Origin of the sequence: Glaciecola sp. 2405UD65-10, from assembly GCF_048820975.1 — a bacterium.
GTDB lineage: Bacteria > Pseudomonadota > Gammaproteobacteria > Enterobacterales > Alteromonadaceae > Glaciecola.
In genome coordinates this window covers 52,426-78,340 of the sequence record NZ_JBMEUF010000001.1, presented here as the reverse complement: position 1 = coordinate 78,340, position 25,915 = coordinate 52,426, and the positions used below count along the sequence as shown (strand labels likewise).

Below are 25,915 nucleotides of genomic sequence, written 5' to 3'. Positions count from 1 at the left end.
AAACCCACATTGTTAGGTTGACTGGCATTATTGGCGGGCATTATAAACTAATAGACTAGCTTACAAAACGCCTAATTCGCAGTTTTAGGGGAAACAAATCACATGTTCAACATTAGCGCGTACACCAAAGTGTTCACCCACTTTATGATTGTGATGGCTTGGCGCAAAACACAATACCTTTTCTTGGCTACTTTGAATACGCAATTGATAGCGAATATAGGCACCTCGGAAGTTGGTTTCTTCTATTAGCGTTTTGGTTGGGCTTGCATCGTCGTGGATTAAATCATCAGGGCGCAGCAATACCCGAATGGTTTGCTGATGAACTAAATCTAATTGCTGTACTTGTTTTGCCTGAAGTGTAAAAACACCTAAAGCTGTATTTACCTGAGCTTTATTAGCCGCAATATTAACCACACCGTTAATAAAAGCGCCCTCACCTATAAAGTTTGCTACAAAATACGTTTCTGGCTCATGGTACAAATCATAAGCTGACGAGTACTGTTGTAATTGCTGATTCGCTACAACGGCTATTTTATCAGCAAAACTGAAAGCTTCGGTTTGATCATGGGTAACCAAAATAGCGGTTAAGCCCAATGATTTTATAATGCGGCGAATATCTTGTGCAATTTGTTCACGAAGGCTGGGGTCTAAGGATGAAAAAGCTTCATCCATTAATAGCAAATCAGGTTGCGGCGCAATTGCTCTTGCTATAGCCACTCGCTGCTGTTGCCCGCCTGAAAGCTCAGCGGGATATACGTTTTCAAATGCCCCAATACCGGTGATTTTCATGTATTCATTTACACGCTGCTTTCGTGTTTGCGCATCTAGCTTTGCTAGGCCAAAAGCAATGTTTTCAGCAACGGTCATATGGGGGAATAAAGCGAAATCTTGAAACACAACACCTACCGACCGCTGCTTGGGCGCCAAGGTTTTTGTTGCACTTGATACACATTGTTCATATATGTAAATTTCACCATTTTGCAAGGGTAGAAACCCTGCTATAGCGCGAAGTAAAGATGTTTTACCACTGCCTGATGGGCCCAAAACACAGCCAATTTCGCCTTTTTCAAGTACTAGATTTACGTTCTGCAGTACACAAGTACTGCCATACCCTAAGTGCAGGTTGCTAATAGACAACAATGCAGGTTCAGTGGCTAGCTTATTTGATGCTGCACTGGCAGTCTTTTCTGCACTTAGCGGTAAGGTCATTTTTTGGGTTTCTCTAAATTCATGGTTAATACAACAATTGGCAGTAAGCCGGCAAAAACAATGCTGATTGCTGGTAATGCGGCATCAATTAAACGTTCGTCAGAAGCAAGTTCAAAGGTTTTCACTGCCAATGTATTTACATTAAATGGTCGTAAAATCAAACTAGCCGGTAATTCTTTTAATATATCAACAAACACTAAAATACTGGCACTTATTAAGCTGGTATTTAAAAGCGGTATATGGATTTTACGCAAGGTTTTAATTTGGCTGGCACCTAAAGTTGCCGATACCTCATCTAAATTGGGCTTAATACGTTCAAGGCCCGTTTCTGTATTATGTAAAGCCACACTTAAATAGCGAACACAATAAGCGAAAATTAATATCCCCATGCCGCCACTTATAATTAAGCCAGGCTGGTAATCAATTAATGCCAGCAATATTTCATTAATGCTGTTGTCAATAAGTCCTGCGGTTTGTACTACGCCTACCGCTATTACTACGCCCGGCAAAGCGTATCCTAATGATACAAATTGGCTTAAAAAAGCTAAACGTTTGCTGTTAAAAATACGCTTTGAGTAACTAATAACAAGTGCACACAATACAATGACTAAAGTGCTAATAAAAGCCAAAGTAAGAGAGGTTCTCAGCAGCGGTAAATAATCATTTAATAGGGCTTGTTCAAAATAAACCACAGCCCAAAACAAAAGCTGCGCAAATGGAATAATAAAACCGAATAGAGGCGGCAATAAACACAACACAAATAGGCCAGCGCCTACTTTGCCCGTTCTAGCTTTTGCGCGCACATTACTGCCTTGGCGCGATTGAAATCGAGAGGCATGTTTACGGCTGTGTTTTTCAAGCACCAGTAATATAAACACAAACACACACAGCATAGATGCCAACTGGCTTGCTGCCTGTAAATTTCCCATACCAAACCACGTTCTGTATATACCGGTGGTAAAGGTACTTACGCCAAAATAAGCCACGGTTCCGTAGTCAGCTAATGATTCCATCATTGCTAATGCCGCGCCGGTAATAATAGCTGGGCGCGCTAAGGGCAGCGCTATTTTGGTAAAGTGTGACCATTTTGACACCCCTGAAAGCTGCGACACTAAAGCGTACTGTGAAGACTGCTCTTGAAATGCCGTTCGAGCCAACAAATAAACATAGGGATACAGTACAAGAATCATCATGATACTAGCACCCGCTAAATTACGGATATCAGGTAGCACGTGCTCATTTGGTGCTATTACAAAAGTACTGCGAATTAAGGCTTGAAAAGGCCCTGCAAAATCAAATAAACCCGTATAGGTATAAGCAATGATATAGGCAGGCATAGCAAGAGGAAGTAACAATAACCATTGTAGAAGAGTTTTACCCACAAATTGATAATGCACCATTATCCACGCTAAATAAGTGCCAAGGAAAATGGTTCCAAGGCCAGTACTCAGCGCTAATATTAGGCTATTCCTTACGTAGTCTGACAACACTGTACTCGCTAAATGTTGCCAAACATCAAACTGAACTGTAAATATACTAGAGAATACAAACAACAAAGGGACTAAAAATAGTCCCGAGATTGTCCATGTGGAAAGCTTTAAAATATTAAACATGTGCTAAGTAATAGCACAACAAATGTTTATAAACACATTATTTCCAGCCAGCTTTGTCCATTAGTAATAAAGCTTTCGCATTATTTTCACCCACTTTTTCTAGCGCAATATTTTGGGCGTTAAAATTACCAAAGCTACTTAACTGCGGGCTTAATTCCACACCGTCAATTACTGGGTATTCGTGATTCACTTCTGCATACCATTTTTGTGACTCGGCACTCAGCATAAAGCTTAACAGCGCCTCAGCTTGCGCCTTATTCTTAGAAAATGGCGTTAAAGCCGCACCTGAAACATTAACATGCACGCCAGGCAATTGAGAATCAGCAGATTGATCGTGCCATAACACCCCTACTTGCTCAGCAATTTTACGCTCGTTATCATCTTTTGATGCAAGCATGCCACCTAAATAATAGGTATTCGCTATGGCGACTTTACACTCGCCTGCAATCATTGCTTTTATTTGGTCGCGATCGCCACCTTTTGGGGTGCGCGCAAAGTTACTCACTAATCCTTTTGCCCATTGCAGTGTTGCTTCTTCGCCTTGTAACTCAATCATTGCAGACACTAAAGACTGATTATAAATATTGTTAGATGAACGGATACAAATGCTATTGGCAAATTCAGGCTTCGCTAAATCTAAAATAGACGAAATGCTCGAAGTATCGAAGCTACCTTTTTTATACATAATCGGGCGCGCACGTTTCGTTAGAGCAATCCAATGCCCGTCTTCATCGCGAAGCTGTGCATCAACAAGCGCATAAGCACCGTCTTTATTTAGGCTTTGGGTAATTCCCATTTGCTTTGCTCGCACCAAGCGGCCAACGTCGGCTAATAGAACAAGGTCTGCAGGTGTAAACTTACCTTCTGATTTAATACGCGTAAGTAGTGCGTCAGCTTTGCCCGTTACCAAATTGACCTTAATACCGCTTTGTTGCGTAAATTCATTAAGCAAAGGTTTAATTAATGCTTCTTGTCTACTTGAATAAACGTTAACTTCATTAGCTAACGAGTGAAACGAGAAGATTGATAATACAACAGTAAAAATATAGGTTTTGATAAAACGCTCCTTCTATACAATGAATGTGATAATGATATTGTATTTATGTGTAATTTTTAATAAAACTAGCTCAAAAAAGTACTTTTATTAAAAATAATTAAATGATAATGATTATCAATAAGGTTAAGCTCAATGAGAAATAATGTCAATTGAATAGTCATTCTTTATTATTTACATTGGTATACTCGTTAATTGATAATTTGGAACATTTATTTGTTTTGGCACTTTTTTTGTATACATTCACATTGATAAGGTAAAAATTAAGCATGAACGATTCACGTTTAGTGTACTCAACCGAAACTGGACGCATAACACCAAGCGAAAACCAAAGCGAGCAAGCTCCGAAAGGAGATGGTATTGTGCGCATAAAACGCATTACTAAAGGTAAAAAAGGTAAAGGTGTAAGTGCAATTGAAGGTTTAGGTTTAGACGCAAAAGCATTAAAGAATTTATGTAGCGATTTGAAAAAGCATTGCGGCTGCGGCGGCAGTGTAAAAGGCTTTGAGATAGAAATACAAGGCGATGTACGTGATAAACTCAAGCTCTATTTAGAACAAAAGGGCATGAAAGTGAAACTCGCTGGTGGATAACACAGCTTAGTATTGCAAACTGCAATAAAGAGGATTAATGGAATTACTAATTTCAGATTTACAAATATTGTTAGTAGAGCCTTCTGATACCCAAGCCAAAATAATTTCAGGCTTGTTGAGTCAAGAAGATGTGAACGGCGTTGATATTGTCAAAAATGTGACACAAGCTAAAGAAGCAATTGATCAACATAATATTGACGTTGTAGTTAGCTCCATGTACTTGGCCGATGGCAGCGGTTTGGATATTCTGACCTATCTAAAAGAAAATGATAGCACTGCCAGTATTCCTTTCATGCTTGTAAGCAGCGAAACCAGCTTGGCTAAATTAGATAAATTCAAGCAATCTGGTGTGGCTGCAATTTTACCTAAGCCATTTGAGCCTATTCACCTTACAAGAGGCTTAAGCGCAAGTTTACAATTGCTGAATACTGAAGAACTCGATTTGAGTTTGTTCGATATAAATCAGGTTCGTGTGTTATTAGTAGATGACAGCCGCCTTGCCCGAAATCATATTAAGCGCGTGCTAGAAAATATGGGCATTAGTATTATTACCGAAGCAGAAAACGGTGCGCACGCACTGACCTACTTAAAAGAGCAAGAGTTTGATCTTGTGGTAACTGATTACAACATGCCAGAAATGGACGGCCGTGAACTGTCAGAATATATTCGATTTAATCCGTCAACCACGCACATTCCCATTATTATGGTTACCTCTGAATCATCAGAAAGTGCACATATGTCAAACATTCAACAAACCGGTGTAAATGCTTTGTGTGACAAACCATTTGAGTCTGACGAGGTGAAAAAAATATTGGCGCGTTTGCTAGATAGCTAGATTTTTCTCATTTGGATATGATTATTAGTCGCAATTAGGATGTTTAGCATACAATTTTATCAATTATAACTAAAATAGCACTAATAAGTCGTTGACAGGTGGATACACGTTTCTTACATTGCACTATTGAAAATGAATATTTAAACAGCGATATATTTACCTTAAGCTAGCAATAGCAAAAGTTTGTATTATTAAGCCGTTATAATAGGTAAATAGCGTATAGTCAGCTATCTATTTTTATTAAATAAGTAGTTATGTAAATCAGGGAAATAGTGTGTCTAAAGAAGTCTTATCGTCAATCCGAGAGCAAATAACTGAAACCGATAGCAAACTGTTAGCTTTAATCGCTCAACGTCAAAAGCTAACGGCTCAAGTAGCCGAAACAAAAGTTAAGCACAATATTTCGGTGCGCGACAAAGCGCGAGAAGAACAACTCCTTATCCGTTTAATTAAACAAGGCCAAGAATCGGGTTTAGATCCGCTATTTATTACTAAACTTTTCCAAGTAATAATTGAAGATTCAGTGCTGCAGCAACAAGCTTTGTTGCATGAATGGGCAAATCCTAATTCAAGCTTACCCATTAATCGTGTTGCGTTTTTAGGCAAGAAAGGCTCGTATAGTTACTTAGCCACGCAAAAGTACTTTTCACGGCGCCCTGGCGATTTAGTTGAAATTGGCTGCAACAGTTTCGCTCAAATTATAGAGCAAGTTGAAGATAACGAAGCTGATTTTGCCGTGCTTCCTATAGAAAACACCAGTTCTGGTAGTATTAACGAAGTATATGACCAACTACAGCACACGCGTTTAAATATTGTAGGAGAGCTCACTCACCCTATTAGGCATGCCCTTTTAGTTCATGAAAGCGTTGGAAAGGCGGAAATTAAAACCATATACGCACACCCGCAGGTATTCGCGCAATGTAGCCATTTCTTAGCTGAATTTGGAAATGTAGAAGTGAAAACTTGTGACAGCACCTCTGATGCAATGATCAAAGTAAATGAAATTGCGTCTCCACACGTGGCGGCCATTGGTTCAGAAGAAAGCGGGCAGTTTTATGCCTTAAAGGCAATTAAATCTGATTTGGCGAATCAAAAAGAAAATCACAGCCGCTTTATAGTAGTGGCAAGCCGCTCTATTAAAGTGCCTTTGCAAGTTCCTGCCAAAACTACGGTTATCATGTCTACTGTGCAGTCACCCGGCGCACTATGTGACGCTCTTTTAGTGCTTAAAGAGAACAACATTAATATGACCAAGTTAGAATCAAGACCGGTGAATGGTAATCCATGGGAAGAAATGTTCTATATGGACATGCTTGGAAATATAGACGATGGGCCAATGCAAGAAACGGTTGATAAACTTCGTTCAATGACTCGCTATTTCAAAGTATTAGGATGTTATCCGGTAGAAGAAATATCGCCGACAAAAATTGCCGCGGCAAGTGCCTTAGAGTAAGGCCATCAACATTAAAATTAGCTAGTATCCAGTACGCATAAAAAAAGCGCCTTAATTAAGGCGCTTTTCTAAGAAGTTGGCCATCATCGGCCTTAAGTAACATTTGTTTACTGTCACGTAAGCATTGCTTCGCATAATCTCCAAACCAGTTCTCAACTTCAGTAAACCGCTCTATAAAGCTTGCTTTGTCACCTGACTCAAGAATTTCAATAGCTTCACCAAATCGCTGATGAAAACGTTTTAATAAGGCAATGTTATCAACATTATTAAAAATAATATCAGCATATAAGGTGGGGGCTTGCGCGAATAAACGCCCTACCATGGCTAATTCAAGGCGGTATATAGGTGAACTAAAGGCAATAAGCTCACTTAAATTTGGGTTTTCCTGCTGTAAATGCTGGCCGTATACAAAGGTACTGAAATGGCGCATCACTTGAATAAAAGCCATGGCTTCATCATGAGTGCTTGCTAATGTTTGGTGTATTTGCGCACCCCATACCAACATTTGTTGTATTAACCATTGGTAGTCATCGCTTCTACGTCCATCGCACACTACAACAACCTGCTTAATCATCCCTGGAGCGTCAGGGCCGAACATAGGATGCAAACCTACCACAGGGCCTTTATGAACCTTAAGCATTACATCAAGGGGGGCTAGCTTAACACTGGTCACATCGGCCAGTACGCAGTGCTCAGGTAGTGGTGGTAACTCGCTTATAATTTGCGTAGTTTGGTTAATAGGAACCGCAACAATTACCGCATCAGCATCTTTTAAAAGCGCTTTACGATTAGGCCAATCTTCCTTCTCAATTACACTTACTTGATAAGTACTGCTTTGGAATAATCCAACCAGCACTTTGCCAAGTGCCCCTCCCCCGCCTATAACAACTATGTTGTTGATACTGGCGTCGACTTTAGCGTAATTGGCATGCTGTGAATAATAAGAATCACGCATCATTCTGCGCAGCACATCTTCAACCAAGTCACCTGACACACCGGCAGCCTCAGCTTGGCTTCGTCTTTTTGCAATTAGCTCGGCTTCTCGCTCTGGCACGTATATAGGCATACTATGCGCACGCTTTACCTGGCCAATGGCAGAGGTCACTTTTTTGCGTGCAGCGAGTAACTCAACTAACTGCGCATCAAGCGCATCAATTTCGCCGCGATACGCCTGAAGTTGCTCTGTTATATCAGTTTTGGCTGAATCAGCACCGTTATTATTCATTTAAGAACTTATGCAACCTGATACTTTTGCAAACGCATAGGCAGAACCGTAATCAATTTTTCACGAGTGGCGTGAATAAGAGCATCGGTTTCTTCCCATGAAATACAGCCGTCAGTAATAGATACACCGTACTCCAAATCAACCACTTTCTTGCCATTTGAGCTTTGGTTGCCCGGATTAAGATGGCTCTCAAGCATAATGCCGATAATTGACTGGTTGCCTTCTAGAATTTGATTTACCACGTTTTTTGCAACTAAAGGTTGGCGGCGGTAATCTTTTGCAGAGTTTGCATGGCTGCAATCAACCACCAAAGAAGATATAACATTATGGCTCTTTAAAGATTCTTCGCAGTCAGCTACGCATACCGAGTCATAATTGGGTTGCTTGCCACCACGTAAAATAATATGGCCGTCAGGGTTGCCTTCGGTCTTAATAACACTTACTTGACCTTCACGATTTATACCCATGAAACTATGTCCTGAAGCTGCAGATTGCAAAGCATTGATGGCAATATTTAAGCTGCCGTCAGTACCATTTTTAAACCCTACAGGCATAGATAAACCACTGGCCATTTCACGGTGAGTTTGTGACTCAGAGGTGCGCGCACCAATAGCAGCCCAGCTAAAGAATTCAGCCAAGTATTGCGGGCTAATTGGATCAAGTGCTTCAGTTGCTACTGGTATTTCTAATTCAGCCAAGAAATTAAGTAATTCACGCGCTTTGCGCAAACCGGTCTCAATATCAAAAGAATCATCAATATGTGGGTCATTAATAAGGCCTTTCCAGCCCGTTGTTGTACGCGGTTTTTCAAAGTAAACACGCATCACAATAAACAAGGTGTCTTTACTTTGTTCGTGAAGCTCTTTTAACTTAAGCGCATATTCCTTGGCCGCTTCTACATCGTGAATTGAGCACGGGCCGCATACCACTAATAAGCGGTGATCTTTTCTATGAATAATATCTGAAATAATTTGTCTAGATTGCTTAACAAAGGCAATGGATTTGTCACTCACTGGCATTTCTTCAGCAAGCTGCTGAGGAGTAACTAATACTTTTTCTGAACTTACATGTAAATTATTAACGCTATCTTTTTGCATTTTTATGGCTACTTTTTAGAATAATGAAGACAACAAATCCGGCCCTTATATTGACGGGATTCAAACGAGAGAGACCATTTTATTATTATGCGCTGTCATGACTAAAAGGTAACAATGAAGCGTTTTCTGTCGATGTTTTGTTTCTCTTACAACTCGCATCTTTTATGGCGATGCGTTGTTTAGAGTTGTAACAAACTTGTTGCTAATGAGCAAGAAAAAAACCAAACAAAAAAGCATAAGCTAGTATATTGTCTATTAAATATGCAAATAAGATAAACCTAGCTTATTTAAGGGCGTTTAGCTTCTCTTTGTGATAGTTGCCCACACACATGTTAATTTGATCAAAGCGCTTTGAATAAGGCGTATAACTTCTGCCCTAAATGAATATCTAATGCATGAAGCGAACGCAAAGATATACTTGCGCGAAGTACTTGAGTATCGACTTTTAAGGTGACTATTGCATCGTTTTCGTGGCATAACACTTCACTTACCACCCCAGTTAAAGAGTTAAGCATACTCGTTTGGGAATTGTTAAAACGGGACAAACTGACCTGATTGGCATCTATACTCAAGCTGGCCAAGCCCGAGCGCTGCATGCCAGTTGCTGTAGAAGCACTTACATAAACACATTGGGCATTCACTTGGTGTTCGCCATGCAAGTACCATCTACTAATATGATCGCTTGAGTCCTCATCTACAAAGGTGAGCTTAAAGCTTGAAAACATGCTGCTAGAATGCGACGCCTGTGACAAATAACTCAGCATTTTATCAATACTTGCCGAATACTCAATTTCACCTTGATGCAGTTTAATAATGTTTTGGCAGCAATAACTCAGCTCTTTTAGTGAATGACTCACAATAATAAATTGCAGAGAAGTGGTGCTATTTAGCTGCTTAACAGTATTAATCATTTCCATGCGAGCATTCCAATCAAGGGCGCTAAATGCCTCATCTAATAGAACAACAGGCTTGTTAGATAGCAAAGCGCGCGCAAACTGCGCGCGCTGTTTTTCACCGCTTGATAAACTACTGGGGAATTGTTGGAGAAGGTGTTCAATGCCGGCGCATTTAACGGCATCACGCAAACTAAGCAATGGCGCTTGTCCATAACTCGTTTTATTCACTATTAACTTTAAATTTTTAACTACGCTTAAATGCTCGAATAAGATAGCCTCGCTGCCTACGTAAACACACGGGTTGTTATGAGCAGGTCTTGCTTGAGCTTCATGCCCGTCAATGTTTAGCGTGAATGTGTTGCTTGAATAAAGCCCAGCAATACATTTAAGCAACCTTGATTTACCTGTGCCTGAGTCACCAAAGATGCCTGTTATTGTTTTATTTTCACAAAAATTTGCGCACACATTTATGTGTAAATCGCTTCTATTGGGGCGGTTTAAGGTGTGTTTTAAATTAATAGCAATCATCTTATTCCCCTAAGCCCAAGGGGCGAGCATTGCGATTAAATTTATATAATAAAGTTAGGCTGATTAAACTACTTAAAAGTAAGATAAGCGACAACTGATGTGCTTGTTCGTACTGTAAGGTTTCTACATAATTAAATAAGGCAATAGACACCACTTGTGTTTCACTTGGAATATTGCCACCAATCATTAGAATTAAGCCAAATTCTCCTAATGTATGAGCAAAGCCTAAGGTGATTGCGGTTACGATATTGGCTTTTATTGCGGGCAATATAACAAATAAAATTTGAGCACTTGGCGATAAACCCAAGGTACTGGCGCTTAGGCTTAACTTATTTCCCACTTGAGAAAAACCAGTGAGCAAAGGTTGCACAACAAAAGGGAGCGAGTAAATAATAGAGCCAAACAAAATTCCCGCAAAACTAAATACAAACTGCCCGCCGGTAATATCAATCCATAAACGTCCTAACCAAGCATTGGGTGAAAATGCGCTTAACAAATAAAAGCCTAAAACAGTTGGTGGCAGCACCAAAGGTAAGGCTATAAGAGCTTCTAAGAATGGTTTAAGTTTGCCGGTATACTTCGCCAAATACCACGCAATAGGCAGCCCTATACCAAGTAAAACCACCACCGTTAAGAACGCTAATTTAAGAGTGAGCCAAATGGCGGTTAAATCATTCATGTGCACTAAGCCCCGGTAATTCATTAGCCGATACTGCTGAGCGTGTTGGCCCTAAGCTAAGGGGCGAATACCCTAATTTTTCAAGCTTCTCTTGGGTTTTCTCATTTAATAAAAAATCAATAAAATCATTAGCCTGTGATTGAATTTTTGTACTTCTATTGTTTACTGAGTTTAACAATGCCAGTTTCTGAACTATTTTCGGATACTGCTCCTGCGGGATCAGGTAGTAATCTAAATATTTGCTTTTCCCCAATTTTTTGTAGGCTTGAATCAACAATGATTCTGCTACAAACCCTACTTGCGCATTGCCTGAATCTACAAACTGAAACGCCTGAGAAACACTTCGAGCTAACACTAAATTAGCCTGTATGTTTGCGTTTATCGGAAGTTTATTTATGAAGGCCTTAGCACTAGCACCATAGGGGGCTTGTTCTGGGTGAGCAATAGCAATTTTCCCTTGCGTGGCATTAAGTGCCTTGCTTATGTTTATGAGCCTTGTATTGGCTTTCCCAAATGGCCACACAACAAGCTTTCCAATAGCATAACTATGAACTTGCGACGCCAAGCCCTCATTGTATAAGCGCTCAGGCCACTCACTGTTCGCCAACAATACAACATCTAAAGGTGCGCCCTTTACTACTTGATTATACAAACTGCCCGACGCACCTACTACAATGCGAATGTTTTGGGTGTCCCACGTAGGTGATTCAGCCAACAATTGTTTAAGAGGTAGCTGAAAATTACTCGCCACTCCAATGGTAAGCGGTGTATCAGCCTTTAAAGATTGGCTAAGCATGCTAAATACAATAAAAAGCCATAATTGATACTTCATAGGAATCTGACTCAGTGTAATGCTTGATAAATAAAGGAATAATTTAGCTGAATGCTACCAGTATTTTGTAATAAATATAAGCAAAAGGATGCATTCACGATCAGGTGATGACCGAAAACGGCGCTACATTGCTTTTAACCACCACACCGGCGCCAATTATAGCCCCCTCACCAATGGTAACACCGCCTAACACGGTAACATTGGCACCTAACCAAGCGTCTTGCTCAATAATAATAGGCCGTGATAAACATTCACCTGCCCTTCGTTTCTCGGCATCCTTTGCGTGACTCGTTGTGGCAAGCACAGTATTGGGCCCAATTAACACGTTTTCGCCCATAGATATTTCAGCGCCGTCTAAAATGGTCACGTTATGATTTAGGAAAACACCTGATTGCGCTTTTATGTTTACACCGTAATCGCAAAAAAAGTTAGCTTCAACTCGAATACCCTTAGTATGGGGCAACAAGCGTTTAAGTGTATCGCCTCGCAACTTAGTATTACTGGGCTCGCAATGGTTGTATTCAAAACAAAGTGATTTAGTTTGGCTTCGCACTTGTACTAAGTATTTGTCATTCGCAAAGTACGGTTGCTGAGAAATCATTTGCTGAGCAGCTGGTGATTGGATCAGAAAGTCGGCATGGCTTCTAGCTAAATTCATATAGGCATTTGTGAGTAATAATTAAGTTAATAAGTGTAGAGTAAAAAACAATGTGGGTGTTAGTAATAATCACCTCTGCTAGCTTTTCGTTGGCGTAAAGATACAAAAAAACCGCCTTTAAAGGCGGTTTTTCAGTTTCCAAATAGGACGTTAACGGTAACGAAAAATTAGAATTAGTTAAGTTTTTCTTTGATACGTGCAGATTTACCTGAACGCTCACGTAGATAGTACAATTTAGCTCTGCGTACGGCACCGCGACGCTTCACTTCAATTGAATCTATAGCAGGGCTATGAGTTTGGAACACACGCTCTACACCTTCTCCACTTGAAATCTTACGAACTGTAAAAGCGGAGTGTAAACCGCGGTTACGCTTAGCAATACATACACCTTCGTATGCCTGTAAACGCTCTTTGTCACCTTCTTTTACTTTAACGCGCACAATAACTGTGTCACCCGGGCCAAATGCCGGTAGATCAGTCTTGAGTTGTGCTTCCTCAATTTTTTTAATGATATCTTGATTGACTTTAGCCATCGAATCCTCTCGTCCTAGTAGTAACTGTCGTATGCCACAAAAATTATTTTAGCTTAGCTAAAATAGCTTTTTGCTCCTCAGTCAGAGCTAGGTTATTTAATAAATCAGGGCGTCTTTGCAAAGTTCGTTTTACCGACTCTTCTAAACGCCACTGCCTAATTTTTTCATGATTGCCACTTAACAATACCTCAGGTACGTTTTTACCTTCATACACTTCGGGCCTTGTGTAATGAGGGCAATCTAACAAACCGTTAGTAAAAGAATCTTCTACTGCTGATTGCTTATGCCCCAAAACTTCAGGTAGCAAACGAGATATTGCATCCATTAACACCATCGCCGGTAATTCACCGCCGCTTAACACATAATCACCAATTGACACTTCTTCATCAATCAACGTTTCTATTATGCGCTCGTCAATGCCTTCATATCGCCCCGCTACAAGCACTAAGTCAGTATTCTGACCAATATGCTTCACACCCTGGTAATCTAGCTTTCGTCCCTGCGGTGATAAGTACACCACTTTTACATTGTCGCCTAATGCAGATTTTGCATCGGCTATTGCGTCTGTTAATGGCTGCACCATCATCAGCATTCCTGGTCCACCGCCGTATGGTCTATCATCAACCGTGCGATGCTTGTCATGGGTATAATCACGAGGATTAAACACATGCACTTCAATAAGACCTTTTTTTACTGCTCTGCCAATTACGCCTTGTGAAAAAAACGAATCAAACATTTCAGGAAATAAAGTTACAAGCGCAAAGCGTTGTAAGCTCTTATTGTTTTCCATCAAAAAGATGGATCCCAGTCTACCGTAATGGTTCTGCCATCTTTGTTGACTTCCAACACAACTGAGTCATGTAAAAAAGGCAACAAACGTTCTTTTTGACCAAATGCATCGTTAATTTTAGCTTTCACTAACATCACATCATTAGCACCCGTTTCAAACATGTCTTTAATTACACCCATATCGTAACCTTTGTTGGTTACTACTTGCATGCCAATTAAATCTTTCCAGTAGAAATCATGTTCTAACTCAGGCAACTGCGACGTTAAAATGCTAATTTCGGCATTCTTAACTAACTCAGCACCGTTGCGATCATCTACGCCTTCAAGTTTGGCAACCAAACTTTTGCCGTGATATCGCCACTGGTCAACTTTAATACTCTGATTTGTGCTTTGGCCTAATATTAAGGTCCAAGGCGCATAATCAAAAATACTGTCAGCGTTTTGAGTAAAGCTATTGATTTTGACCCAACCTTTAACACCATAAGGTGCCCCAATTTTGCCAACTATCAAATTTTCAGACGCAGAACTCATCTTTACTCCACACTGTTAAACACAAAGAAACCGCTATTAAGCAGCCGCTTTTGCATCTTTTACCAAGCGCGATACGCGATCAGACAAACCAGCACCTTGACCAACCCAATACTCAACACGCTCAAGGTCTAAACGAAGCTTTTCAGCTTGACCTTGTGCAGTTGGATTGAAAAAGCCAATGTTTTCAATAAATTTGCCATTACGTGCACGACGGCTGTCAGCAACAACCACTTGATAAAAGGGGCGCTTTTTCGCACCACCACGCTGTAAACGAATAGTAACCATATATGCCTCAAACTCGTTGTAGCGTTACCGTTAACACACCCTTCCCCCGCTACGTGGGAAAAAGAGTGCGCGAATTATACGTATATGGTGTGTAATTGCAAGCTAAATACGCCTATCTAGAGGATATTACTGCCTTGTTCTGGATCACGAGCCAAATCGGCTTGCCGGCGAATATCATCATTGTCGCTGCTTAAATCTTCTTCACCCTTGTTTTTAGGCTTTACGGCGTCTACTGGCTCATAAAACTTATCGACTTTTTTCGCGCTATATTTCCCTGCACCGTCTTTATCCATAGACACATTGATACCCTCTGGGAATATCACCTCACGCGCATCATCAGGCATACTTATACCCGCATTATCAAGAGCGGAAACCACATTCTTCATTGCCAACGAAGCTACTTTGAGTAGGCTGTATTGATGCGTGTTAGTCCAAAAATATACGGTAAGATTGTAAGTAGAAGAGCCAAGTTCTTGCACTAAAATTTGCGCTTCAGGCTCCTTTAAAATTGACTCCATGGTATTTAAAGCTTCAAGCCCAATATCTTGCGCGGCGCTTGGGTCACAATCATAGCCTACGCCCACCACAAATTTGCCTCGAGTAATAGGATTAGCAGTTAAGTTTCGAATAGTGTTCTTATAAACAGTCGCGTTGGGTATTTGAATATGATTACCATCAAAATCTACCAGCGTGGTGGCGCGAGCGGTAACTTGCTTTACTACACCTAAATGGCCTGTAACTTCAATAACCTCCCCTAACCTAAAGGGCTTTTGAATACTTAAAAGTAAGCTCGACATAAAGTTTTCTGCAATGTCTTTAAATGCAAAGCCTATAATTAAACCGGCTACACCGGTGCCGCTGAGTAATGCGATGGCAAATTCGCTTAAACCTGCTAAGCGTAAAAACAAATAAAATCCGAATATAATAATTACCGCGCTAATAATTCGGCGAATTACTACTTTAATTAATTCACTTTGCTGTGTGTAAGCCAGCACTTTTACCATCCATTCAGATACAGGCCTTGCTGCAAAATACAGTATAACGAAAAGCAGCAATCCAATTAAAGTTTGCGGTAAATGGTTAATAAAAGAAGTATAAAAAGACTCTGCGTCGTTTAATAAAATTTGCGCTTCATTAGCTGCGCTTGCTGGCTCTTGCATCTTTGCCTCATTTGAAAATATGCTAGTTGTTTTAATTGACAAAGGGCGTAGCAGATTGTGTGCCTAAATATTGCTTATAGAATACTTAGCAGCAGGCCAATGGTAGCAAGGGTTTGACGGGCAATTAATAACATAGTGAAAGCCTTATTTGTGCCATGCTAATGAAGCAAGGGTAAATACTGCCTACAACTATGTAAAAAATACTGATAATTACGGTAAAAAATAAACCGCTATCATAATCCTAAAAACACTATGTATTTATATTCGAGCGCTATATGTCCATTTTCAAGATTCAGCTTGTGCTTCTTCTTGAACGGCTTTTAACTCTTTTTCTTCTGCTTCTACGCGAATAGTGTCGAGTAGCGCACTATACTGTTCTTTGCTTAAAGGATAAATTTGGCTTATTTGGCACTTAATATTGCTTCCATCAGGGGTCGTTACGCCGTCAAATCCTGTAGATAAAGTATTGGGTATACGTGAATGTATATACAAGGTATGTGAAAAATCTAAATCTTGGCAGCGCATAAATAGTTTCACTAAATGAGGCTTTCGCACTGAGGTATGAAGGACCAAATATTCTTCGTTAAGCGCCGTCCAACTACGCATCGAAAATGAACTAATAGAACTTCTATTTTCTAGCCCTTCACTTTGAACAAAATCTTCTATAATTTTGTTTTTTTCAGCATGTGATAAACGTGTAGAGCTGCACGCACTAACTAATAAGCTTAATAATATGGCAACAAATAAATATTTCATAAAATGTCCTTATATCCATCACTGACGGTGGTTTGCAATTACATGTTAAACGTTTTTATTGTCAAGCATTATTACATTAACGCCTATTAAAGTTCTTTACAAGCCGTTTAGCAATCGGCTTGTATAATTGCACGCAAAATAGTTTTAATTATGTCAGGAAGCGGTTCATCAATAAGCTGCTCAGCGGCTATAGACACTTTGTAGTTGGAGCTTTGCCCCTGCATCACAAGAGCCGTATTTAAGGTATCTGACAAATACGGTTGAACCAACAGCTGCACATCTTGCCATGCAATATGCTTACATTGTATCAGCAGCAACTTGTCTGTTTCTTTTTCTTCAAAGCTTGTCGCATTAGCACTAAGCGCATAAAACGTAAACGCAAAATAAAACATAACATTCTTCATTCATTATCCTCAATTTAGTAAGCCCAAATAACTAAATGCTTTAGAGTACTCATCTATAGAATAGCTAATCTGTTATTGATGTATAGCCAGTAGTAAAACGCAGTGAAAAAGTATCAATGTGACTAGGCTTTCCCACCGCGTTTATCAAATAACTACGTGCTAACTCGCCATTCTAGGTGTAATTTCATTAAACAAATCTTCGAATGAGAAATGTCTTTCTGCACTTACATTAGGTGATAATAAGCGAGCAATGTCACGCGCAGAAATTACGCCTCGAATGGTATTTTCAGTAGAATCAATTACTAAACAGTGTTGTAGGTGATTTTCTCTTTGCGTGGCTAGCACGTCTCCTACTGTTGCATTGGCTAAATCGTGAAAATCAAAACATTTTAACGATTCCCTGTTGTGCATAAAGTCCCGCACGGTGAGCTCGTTTCGAGGCATGTTTTTATCGACTTTTTTAAGGATGTTTTCTTCATTTACGTCAAATAATGTAACAAGCCCTATGAACTTGTTGTGGTCATCTACCACGAGCTTCATTTTAACATGAGATTGTTTCATCATTTTCTCAAGCTCAATGGCTTTAACATCGCCTGTTACCACTAAAGGAAAATGTTGAGTAAAGTCAGTTAAAATGCTCAATGCAGGCGTTTTATGTGTTACGCAGCCTGTGTTATTAGGCCATGCTAAGGTATCAATACTATTGAGTGTACGTAAAGGTAAGTTTTTCATAATGTAAATCTCTTTATTTAATTCAGTAATGGCAGTACAAATAACTTTGCCTGCTTAGTAACTTGCCCAAGGCAAGCGAATTGAGAACTTAAGAATTAAATAACTGAGGAGGTGCTCTTATAGATAAGCGGTAAACTGATGCAGCAATATATTGCGCTTGAGGAAGTGCAATGGGAAGAATACTAAATAAAGTAGTTTCAGCCCTTAGAACAAAAGGTGTAGAAGGCTCATCAATGTCGTCGTCAAACTCTGCACTTTCTATAAATGCAGAAAAACTAGACTTATCAAAGTTTGCCGCAGTAAATTCACTTTTATCATCAGTATAACCATAGCTAACAGCACTATGACTTAACATAGTGAGCATGATTAAAATGAATAACTGAGTCAATTTCACGGTTTTAACCTTGGGTTACATTGTGCTCTTGAGTACTAATAAAGTACTAAACAAAATCTCATACTGAAGGCAGTATAAAGAGCTTCAATAAAAGAACGCTAAATAAGCGCTATAAAGTTTGGTCAATTAAAATAGCATTTAGTTCATGTAATTAATAATAAAAGTTTGAGCCACTTTGCGCATAATATTATTCGCACTTATAAAAAAGCCAAACTTCTCAGTTTGGCTTTTTTGTGTGTTTACACTTATTTTTTTCTAAAACCGCCTAAACCAGGTGGTAATCCTTTTGGCATGCCTCCGCCTGGCATACCGCCACCGGGCATTCCCCCTGGCATCATTCCGCCCATACCGCGCATCATTTTTTTCATATTGCCGCCGCCCATTTTCTTCATCATTTTTTGCATTTGAGTGAATTGTTTGAGCATACGATTAACATCTTGAATTTGCGTGCCCGACCCTGCTGCAATACGCTTTTTACGAGAGCCTTTAATAACATCAGGGCGTTGGCGTTCACCTGGCGTCATAGAATTAATAATCGCTTCCATTTGCGTGAATTGCTTATCATTCGCTTGGTCTTTTATTTTAGCGGTCATGTTGCCCATACCAGGCAATTTATCCATTAGCGACATCATGCCGCCCATATTACGCATTTGTTCAAGCTGTTCTTTGAAGTCTTGAAGGTCAAAACCTTGACCTTTTTGAATCTTCTTAGCAACGCGCTCTGCTTTCTGACGATCTACTTTACGTTCAACATCTTCAATTAAACTTAGTACATCTCCCATACCCAAAATACGAGAAGCAATTCGTTGCGGATGGAACGGTTCTAAAGCGTCAACTTTTTCACCCATACCTAAGAATTTGATAGGTTTGCCAGTAATATGCTTTACCGACAAAGCGGCACCGCCGCGGGCATCACCATCAGCCTTCGTTAATATCACCCCGGTTAAAGGAAGGGCTTCATTAAAAGCTTTTGCCGTATTAGCCGCATCTTGGCCGGTCATGGCGTCAACAACAAATAAGGTTTCTACAGGATTAACCGCTTCGTGAAGCTGCTTAATCTCATCCATCATTTTTTCGTCAACAGCTAATCGACCAGCGGTATCAACTAGTAACACATCGAAAAATTTCATCTTCGCATGATCAATCGCGGCGTTAACTATATCCACCGGCTTTTGCATGATGTTAGATGGGTAGCATTCTACACCTACTTCTTCAGATAAGGTTTGCAGCTGTTGTATAGCGGCTGGACGGTAAACATCGGCGCTTACTACGAGTACTTTTTTCTTTTCGCGTTCAGTTAAGTACTTAGATAATTTACCCACACTTGTGGTTTTACCAGCACCTTGCAAACCAGCCATCATAATTACGGCTGGAGGTGTAGCGGCTAAATTTAGCCCCTCTGAGCCATCACCCATGGCTTGTTCAAGCTCGCTTTGAACAATTTTGATGAACATTTGACCAGGCTGAAGACTTTTGGATACTTCAATACCGAGTGCGCGTTCTTTAACTTTACTGATAAAGTCTTTAATTACAGGTAAAGCAACATCAGCTTCAAGCAAGGCCATACGCACTTCACGGAGCGTATCCTTGATATTTTCTTCAGTTAAACGGCCTTTGCCGCTAATGTTCTTTAAGGTTTGACCTAAGCGGTCTGAAAGATTCTGAAACATAAAACAACAATTTAGTATTTTCTAATATGTGAAAGAGTATACAATAAGCCTAGCGCGATCGTAATCTTTGCGTTAACTTTATTCATGTAAATTAAATAATTTTCTTAGGAGTCTACTAGTGTTTAGCACCCAAGCGTGCATTTTTGCCTTTGCTATCATAGGTTATGTGGCAGCTGGTGTTTTGTATGCGAAGCAGTTTTTTTCACATTCTAATAAACTTGCAAAATATGCTCAGCTTAGCCTCATGCTTGGTTTAATTAGCCATTTAGGCTTGCTAATACTACAAACTAGTAACAGTAACGGTGAGCAACTCAGCTTAAGTTTTGTGACCGCTATGTTAGCTTGGTTAGTCACCCTCACCATATTTATTACTCATAAATTTATCAAAAACTTACTTTTTATTCCTGTTGTATGTTTTGTGTCAGCTTTGTTTATAAGTATCGATATGCTGGTGCCTGCTACTACCGGCATAACCGTCAACATGAGCTTGCCAATGATTTTGCATATATTGCTATCACTCATGGCATTTGGTGTTCTTAGTATCAGTACGCTATACGCTTGCCAGCTAGCTTATATAAATTATCAACTTAAGCACAAAAAACGCATAATGCTTAGCGGCACCTTGCCACCACTAATGGCGGTTGAAAACATACTGTACAAACTTATGACCTACGGCAGCATACTTTTATTTGTAGCGCTTGCTACTGGATTTATATTTGTTGAAAATATGTTAGCCGATGGCTATGGGCATAAAACGGTGCTTTCGAGCCTAAGCCTGGTGTGTTTTGTGGCATGTATTGTGCTACATAAAATATTTGGATTACGCGCTAGAGTGGCTATTACGCTTAATATTATAGGCTTAAGTCTTCTGGCTTTAGGTTATTTTGGCAGTCGATTAGTAAAAGAACTTTTACTGAATTAAACACATTATTTTTATATAAGCCCTGTAAAGGAAATACCGTTGGACCAACTAGAAACATCAACACTGTCGTTAATACTAACCGTACTTATACTTTTGTCAGGGTATTTCTCAAGCTCTGAAACCGGGCTAATGAGTATTAACCGATACCGCCTTAAACATTTATCAAATGAAGGTAAAACCGGCGCCAAACGTGTAGAAAAATTATTAGAACGCCCCGACCGTCTAATTGGCTTGATATTAATTGGTAATAACCTAGTAAATATTGGCGCAACGGTTATCGCAACAGCACTTTGTGAGCGCTTATTTGGACCGGTTTACGGGCCAATTGCAGTTACGCTTGGCTTAACCTTAATTATCCTCGTATTTGCAGAAGTTACGCCGAAAACTTATGCCGCCTTGTATCCAGAAAAGATTGCCTTTCCAAGTTCAATTATACTCATTCCCCTACTTTATGTTTTCACACCGTTCGTGCAGTTAGTCAACTTCATGACCAACGGCGTGCTAATGCTGTTACGAATTAATCCTGTGGGAAACTCTGACACCGCGCTTAGCCAAGAAGAACTGCGAACCGTAGTGCACGAAGCCGGCACTATGATCCCTCAAAAGCACCAAGAAATGCTGATGAGTATATTAGATTTAGAAAACGTAACCGCTGAAGATATTATGGTGCCGCGCAGTGAAATATACGCCATAGATATAAACGATGACTGGAAAATAATTCAAAAACAACTTACCCATTCCCAACACACTCGCGTTTTATTGTATCGTGACAGTATTGATGACGCCGTTGGTTTTATGCACGTAAGAGATGCTTTGCGTTTGCTTTCAAAAGACCAATTTACGAAAGCCACCATGCTAAGAGCCGTTCGAGAAATATTCTATACACCTGATTCAACTCCCTTACATACTCTTATGTATAAAATGCAGGCTGAGCGCGAACGTATTGGTTTAGTTGTAGATGAATACGGTGATATTCAAGGCTTATTAACCTTAGAAGATATTTTGGAAGAGATAATCGGCGACTTTACTACATCAATGGTGCCTGATCATAGTAAGGAAGCAATTGCCCAGCAAGACGGTAGCTACTTAGTCGATGGAAGTGCCAATATTCGAGAGTTAAACAAAGAACTTAGTTGGGAGTTCCCTACCGATGGGCCCAAAACCCTAAACGGATTAATTTTAGAATACCTTGAAGACTTACCTGAAAGTAACATTAGTTTAAGGCTTTCGGGCTACCCCATTGAAGTTATCGACATTACCGATAACATGATAAAGACCGTAAGAATCATTCCTGAATTTTATAAGCCGCCCGTGAGTGAGCAAAGCGATAAGTCTTAAAGGTAAGATCTAACTGCGTGATAAGCGCTTTTCACGCGCTTTTTCTTTGATGGTTTGCACTTTATCATTCAAGTCACTTAAACGCTGCATAACATCTTCTAATTCTTCGTCATGACTAATATCAGCTTCGGCAACATGTTGCTCAAGCGCTAATTTAAGAACGATGGGTAGAGAAAAATTTTGCATTGCTTTAGTTAGACTTCGCTTTACCGTTCACTATGATAAAACTCTATCTGCTCCCCCCTACCTGTTGAAATGTTGTAATCGATAATAAGCGTATCGGCAGTTTCAAAAATTCTTGCATTAAACTCTGGACAAATTTTATCCGCTAGTAAACTCACCAAGGGCATATGTGTGACTACCATCATACTTCGCGGCGCTGAAGAATCTGTCGCGTAACCATGAATAAGATCAGCACTTTGCTGAGCATTACCTGCCGGTGTTATTGAATCAATGGTCACAATATTCGCGCTTTTTATACCCGACGCAACGGCTCTAAAACTCTGTTGGGTACGCAAAAATGGGCTTACAAGCGTTATATCTAAGCCCGTATGGTTTGCATTATTGCTTGGTTCTGTATATTTTTCAAGCAGTTTGGGGAGTTTTTCGCCCAACATTTGTCCTACACTTTGGCACTGACGTTTGCCTCGTGGCGTTAACTGGCGTAAATGATCGGGGCTTGAAAAGTCACCGGCCTCGCCATGACGCATAATGATTAAAATCATGATTAAAGTACAACCAAACTAAAGAAAAAAATAATTATGACGCTACACTCTATAGAGAAAGCTACTCATAAGCAGTAACCGCGATCATGCTCACTTATTGAAACGGTGAACATAATAGATTGGGTCATTTATACTAACAACAATTACTAATAAATATAACGACTCTTTCAGAATATTCTTTACGCGAAAAAATTTTCTGACCCAAATACAGGAAAACTATTGCAGACGCAGAACAACAAAGTAGTAGAAACACCGCCAAAACTGACATTTTTTATCTTAAAAAATGGCTTAAAGTTGGCGATTCTGCATGCCAAAAATAGTCGTAAAGCCTCTGTGTCTATTAACATTAATAAGGGTCACTACCATGCCAGTGCTTATCCCGAGGGATTTGCACATTTGTTAGAGCATATGTTGTTTAACGCTAGTGAGCATTATAATGAAACTCACGTGCTAGATGAACATTTGGGTGATTATCATGGCCAAATAAACGCATGGACACAAGATGAAACTACCCACTTTCAACTGAGCTGCGACCCAAGCGGTATGATGAAAGCGTGTGAAATACTCTTAGACCGTTTAAACGCGCCTCTTTTAACACTAAATGACATCGAAAAAGAGATACAAGCGATAGACGCTGAATTTAAACTTAAAATTAACGACCCTGTAAGCCGTTTACTGTCAGTACAAAAAGCCATTTGTAATCAGCAGCACCCATTTTCACGATTTAGCACAGGTAATGCTACTACCTTTAGTGTTTCAAGCCTAAGTAATATACAGCGAATGCTACGCGAATTGCATAGTGTAGTGATGCAAGGTAAGCATGTTTGCGTATGTTTATCTTTGCCAGAAAATCTGCTTCACGATAACGAATTGGCAGAACTTGCATCTATGTTTGAAGAGAGCTTTTCGCACAAGCCTTTAAAAGCTCTTGAAGAAAGAATAGAAAAAGCCGCAAATACGCAGCGCCCTATTTATAAATATGAACAAATGAACGCCATAGTGCATGTTAAGCAAGCTCATCACCATCAATTAATGAAGAGCTACATTCTTCATAAGATTGATAAGCAAGGTGCTGATTCGCTGCTTGTACTACTTACTCATATGATTGAAAGCAAACACCTAAACGGTTTGCACAACGTGTTGTTAACACACAACTATATTACTGACTTACATTGCTACTACAAATCATTAGGTAATGCTTGTTATGAACTATGCCTGAGCGTTGAATTAAGTGAGCAAGGCGCTAAGCATTACTTACAAATAATGCAGTATATTAATGACTATTTCGCTTATTTGCGGGATATAGGCATTGAAAAATGGCGTTTTAGAGAAAAGGCAATGCAGTTTACATTGCAAGCCTCGCTCAATAAAAGTGCGGGAAATGAAGAAATTGCGCTGAATGTATCACATCAAATGCACACACTTGCATTCAATGAGTGTGGTAAAGAAGACAGCTACAATACTGAAGATGCCTACAATCTATTACCTCAGGTAATTAAACAAATAAAAGAGAAGCAATCAATTTGCTATTTTTTATCGCCATTAGCCGAAACGAATTCTTCAACAGATCATTACCAAACAGAATTTGCAGTTTTTTCTGGTCACGCAGAGCCTAAGTTAGAAGCTAGAATAAACACGCAGTTTGCACTACCTCGACAAAACCCTTTTATGTCAGGTCAACATGCTCTAGTTGCGCAAGAATTCCCGCATTATCATCTTGTACACTTAGCTTCAAACACGGTTAATTTAAAGTTTTATCAAGACACGCAATTTGGTTTGGCAAGCGGCGAGTGTTACATATCAATTACCGACCCAAATATGTACCAAACGAGCCAGCAGGTGGCAGTAAAAAGAGTATGGCTAGCGTGTTTAAACGAGTTTTTAGCCGCTAAGTTTTTTGATGCCAAATACGCGAGCATCCATTTTCGAGTATACCCTCATCATCATGGGGTTAGCATTCACACCAGCGGTATGAGTGAAAGACAATTACTTTTGTGTATAGAATTAATCAATGCCGTAAAATTGTTTAAAGCTAGCGAAAGCCAAATGCAGAGACATTTACAAAAATGCATAGCACGAATGTTAAGTGCAACTCAGCAAAAGCCGTTTAATCAATTGTTTGGTGAATTAAACACTCGTTATTCAGAAAATCTACTATCCAATGCTACGATTTTAAGAAGCTTACAATCATTAACTTACGCTGATGTAGAGGCTTGCCAAGACCAATATTTCGCACATAACTATATTGAAAGTTTACTCGTCGGAAATTGGTCACAAATGGCTATTCAACGCTTTAATCAGCAACTTAATAGCCGCTTTATCTATAAATCGAGTGTAACTAAACCGAGTGCAAAACACATTAGCGTTAAGGCTGGAGAGCATATACACAAAACGCTGCCCTCTATTAAAGAAGAGAATGTTATTTGGCATTATATTCCTCAAATAAGTCCTAGCGACCAAACACTTCAACTCGCTGCAAGAAGTTTAATATTAGAGAAATTACTTGCACCCATAAGCTTTGAAGTTTTGCGTCAGCAGAACAAAATGGGCTATATGCTTGGCACCGGATATAAGCCTATAGGAAGCTATCCGGGTATTGCCTTGTATATTCAATCGCCATCACATGAAGTCACTCAAATATATGCAGCAATGAAAAATGTAGTTGAACATGGGGCCACAACGCTAGCGAGTGATCACGAAGTATTGCCGCATTTAGTCAAGGAATTGTGCAAACAAGTTACGCCGAAAGAAAAAGAACTTAGCCAAAGAGCAAGTAGAGCTTGGCTTCATTTTGAAGATGAGCAGCCCTTATCGTCATATAGGGCCTTGCGCGATGCGCTGTTAGCCACCACTACTGATGAACTTAATATTTGCTTGAAGATGATGCTTGATAGCACTCGCGGGCAAACACTATTAACGCAAAATACAAAGCCGGTAAGCTCGCTATCTAAGCATGTAATATTAGCGGAGTTTTATTAAGCTAGTTTACCCTCAATTAGTTTAA

The 25,915-nt window shown here is 39.8% G+C and carries 27 protein-coding genes; 6 read left to right on the top strand and 21 right to left on the bottom strand.

Going from position 1 to position 25,915, the window contains the following annotated elements; all coding sequences use genetic code 11:
* Positions 1–84: 84 nt before the first annotated feature.
* Genes ACOI22_RS00400 through ACOI22_RS00390 form a run of 3 tightly spaced genes read right to left on the bottom strand, consistent with a single transcriptional unit; the run spans position 85 to position 3,846 of the window.
* Positions 85–1,209 carry an ABC transporter ATP-binding protein gene (locus ACOI22_RS00400; protein ID WP_420669089.1) on the bottom strand — a complete coding sequence of 375 codons (1,125 nt, stop codon included), beginning with the start codon at positions 1,207–1,209 and terminating at the stop codon, positions 85–87.
* Positions 1,206–2,822: an ABC transporter permease gene (locus tag ACOI22_RS00395; RefSeq protein ID WP_420669087.1), complete on the bottom strand. Its 1,617-nt coding sequence runs from the start codon at positions 2,820–2,822 to the stop codon at positions 1,206–1,208. Before ACOI22_RS00395 ends, ACOI22_RS00400 begins: the two co-directional genes overlap by 4 nt.
* A gap of 37 nt (positions 2,823–2,859) precedes the next feature.
* Positions 2,860–3,846, bottom strand: a complete 987-nt coding sequence (locus ACOI22_RS00390; RefSeq protein WP_420672279.1) for an extracellular solute-binding protein — start codon at positions 3,844–3,846, stop codon at positions 2,860–2,862.
* Positions 3,847–4,145: 299 nt separating this feature from the next.
* Between ACOI22_RS00390 and yciH the strand changes: the two genes are divergently transcribed.
* The 3 genes from yciH (at position 4,146) to pheA (ending at position 6,757) form a co-directional block, all read left to right on the top strand.
* Positions 4,146–4,469: a stress response translation initiation inhibitor YciH gene (gene yciH / locus ACOI22_RS00385; RefSeq protein ID WP_420669085.1), complete on the top strand. Its 324-nt coding sequence runs from the start codon at positions 4,146–4,148 to the stop codon at positions 4,467–4,469.
* A 37-nt stretch (positions 4,470–4,506) separates the two neighbouring features.
* Positions 4,507–5,304 (top strand): response regulator, encoded by a 798-nt coding sequence (locus ACOI22_RS00380; protein WP_420669083.1) that lies wholly within the window; start codon positions 4,507–4,509, stop codon positions 5,302–5,304.
* A gap of 274 nt (positions 5,305–5,578) precedes the next feature.
* On the top strand, positions 5,579–6,757 hold the full coding sequence (pheA, locus tag ACOI22_RS00375; protein WP_420669081.1) for a prephenate dehydratase: 1,179 nt from the start codon (positions 5,579–5,581) through the stop codon (positions 6,755–6,757).
* 55 nt (positions 6,758–6,812) lie between these two features.
* On the opposite strand, the gene tyrA is transcribed toward pheA, so the two are convergent.
* The 16 genes from tyrA to ffh form a co-directional block, all read right to left on the bottom strand.
* Entirely contained in the window at positions 6,813–7,982 is a 1,170-nt protein-coding gene (tyrA, locus tag ACOI22_RS00370; protein ID WP_420669079.1) for a bifunctional chorismate mutase/prephenate dehydrogenase, read from the bottom strand.
* A gap of 8 nt (positions 7,983–7,990) precedes the next feature.
* Positions 7,991–9,079 (bottom strand): 3-deoxy-7-phosphoheptulonate synthase, encoded by a 1,089-nt coding sequence (locus ACOI22_RS00365; protein ID WP_420669077.1) that lies wholly within the window; start codon positions 9,077–9,079, stop codon positions 7,991–7,993.
* A 341-nt stretch (positions 9,080–9,420) separates the two neighbouring features.
* Positions 9,421–10,503: an ATP-binding cassette domain-containing protein gene (locus ACOI22_RS00360; protein WP_420669075.1), complete on the bottom strand. Its 1,083-nt coding sequence runs from the start codon at positions 10,501–10,503 to the stop codon at positions 9,421–9,423.
* A gap of 1 nt (position 10,504) precedes the next feature.
* A complete protein-coding gene (gene modB, locus ACOI22_RS00355; RefSeq protein ID WP_420672278.1) occupies positions 10,505–11,188 on the bottom strand; it encodes a molybdate ABC transporter permease subunit in 684 nt (227 codons plus the stop codon).
* Positions 11,175–12,014, bottom strand: coding sequence for a molybdate ABC transporter substrate-binding protein (modA, locus tag ACOI22_RS00350; RefSeq protein WP_420669073.1), 840 nt, complete (start codon positions 12,012–12,014; stop codon positions 11,175–11,177). Before modA ends, modB begins: the two co-directional genes overlap by 14 nt.
* A 100-nt stretch (positions 12,015–12,114) precedes the next feature.
* Positions 12,115–12,672 carry a sugar O-acetyltransferase gene (locus tag ACOI22_RS00345; protein ID WP_420669071.1) on the bottom strand — a complete coding sequence of 186 codons (558 nt, stop codon included), beginning with the start codon at positions 12,670–12,672 and terminating at the stop codon, positions 12,115–12,117.
* A 173-nt stretch (positions 12,673–12,845) separates the two neighbouring features.
* Entirely contained in the window at positions 12,846–13,205 is a 360-nt protein-coding gene (rplS, locus tag ACOI22_RS00340) for a 50S ribosomal protein L19 (protein ID WP_420669069.1), read from the bottom strand.
* Positions 13,206–13,248: 43 nt separating this feature from the next.
* The gene (gene trmD / locus ACOI22_RS00335; RefSeq protein WP_420669067.1) at positions 13,249–13,995 is read right to left on the bottom strand and encodes a tRNA (guanosine(37)-N1)-methyltransferase TrmD; all 747 of its coding nucleotides are present in this window, start codon (positions 13,993–13,995) and stop codon (positions 13,249–13,251) included.
* Entirely contained in the window at positions 13,995–14,525 is a 531-nt protein-coding gene (rimM, locus tag ACOI22_RS00330; RefSeq protein WP_420669065.1) for a ribosome maturation factor RimM, read from the bottom strand. The genes trmD and rimM overlap by 1 nt, the downstream gene beginning before the upstream one ends.
* 36 nt (positions 14,526–14,561) lie before the next feature.
* A complete protein-coding gene (rpsP, locus tag ACOI22_RS00325) occupies positions 14,562–14,810 on the bottom strand; it encodes a 30S ribosomal protein S16 (protein WP_311368162.1) in 249 nt (82 codons plus the stop codon).
* Between the two features lie 116 nt (positions 14,811–14,926).
* Positions 14,927–15,970 (bottom strand): mechanosensitive ion channel family protein, encoded by a 1,044-nt coding sequence (locus ACOI22_RS00320; RefSeq protein WP_420669062.1) that lies wholly within the window; start codon positions 15,968–15,970, stop codon positions 14,927–14,929.
* 285 nt (positions 15,971–16,255) lie between these two features.
* Positions 16,256–16,726 (bottom strand): DUF6491 family protein, encoded by a 471-nt coding sequence (locus ACOI22_RS00315; protein WP_420669060.1) that lies wholly within the window; start codon positions 16,724–16,726, stop codon positions 16,256–16,258.
* Between the two features lie 107 nt (positions 16,727–16,833).
* Positions 16,834–17,130 (bottom strand): hypothetical protein, encoded by a 297-nt coding sequence (locus tag ACOI22_RS00310; protein WP_420669058.1) that lies wholly within the window; start codon positions 17,128–17,130, stop codon positions 16,834–16,836.
* A 159-nt stretch (positions 17,131–17,289) separates the two neighbouring features.
* Entirely contained in the window at positions 17,290–17,862 is a 573-nt protein-coding gene (locus ACOI22_RS00305; RefSeq protein WP_420669056.1) for a CBS domain-containing protein, read from the bottom strand.
* Positions 17,863–17,950: 88 nt separating this feature from the next.
* On the bottom strand, positions 17,951–18,256 hold the full coding sequence (locus ACOI22_RS00300) for a hypothetical protein (protein ID WP_420669054.1): 306 nt from the start codon (positions 18,254–18,256) through the stop codon (positions 17,951–17,953).
* A gap of 245 nt (positions 18,257–18,501) precedes the next feature.
* A complete protein-coding gene (gene ffh, locus ACOI22_RS00295; protein WP_420669052.1) occupies positions 18,502–19,926 on the bottom strand; it encodes a signal recognition particle protein in 1,425 nt (474 codons plus the stop codon).
* A 118-nt stretch (positions 19,927–20,044) separates the two neighbouring features.
* On the opposite strand from ffh, the gene ACOI22_RS00290 reads away from it, so the two are divergent.
* Positions 20,045–20,848, top strand: a complete 804-nt coding sequence (locus ACOI22_RS00290; protein WP_420669050.1) for a cytochrome C assembly family protein — start codon at positions 20,045–20,047, stop codon at positions 20,846–20,848.
* Positions 20,849–20,887: 39 nt separating this feature from the next.
* On the top strand, positions 20,888–22,186 hold the full coding sequence (locus ACOI22_RS00285) for an HlyC/CorC family transporter (protein WP_420669048.1): 1,299 nt from the start codon (positions 20,888–20,890) through the stop codon (positions 22,184–22,186).
* Between the two features lie 9 nt (positions 22,187–22,195).
* On the opposite strand, the gene ACOI22_RS00280 is transcribed toward ACOI22_RS00285, so the two are convergent.
* Both ACOI22_RS00280 and sixA read right to left on the bottom strand, forming a co-directional pair.
* A complete protein-coding gene (locus ACOI22_RS00280; RefSeq protein WP_420669046.1) occupies positions 22,196–22,372 on the bottom strand; it encodes a hypothetical protein in 177 nt (58 codons plus the stop codon).
* Between the two features lie 20 nt (positions 22,373–22,392).
* Positions 22,393–22,911 (bottom strand): phosphohistidine phosphatase SixA, encoded by a 519-nt coding sequence (gene sixA / locus ACOI22_RS00275; protein WP_420669044.1) that lies wholly within the window; start codon positions 22,909–22,911, stop codon positions 22,393–22,395.
* Between the two features lie 219 nt (positions 22,912–23,130).
* On the opposite strand from sixA, the gene ACOI22_RS00270 reads away from it, so the two are divergent.
* Positions 23,131–25,890, top strand: coding sequence for an insulinase family protein (locus tag ACOI22_RS00270; protein ID WP_420669042.1), 2,760 nt, complete (start codon positions 23,131–23,133; stop codon positions 25,888–25,890).
* Positions 25,891–25,915 lie beyond the last annotated feature (25 nt).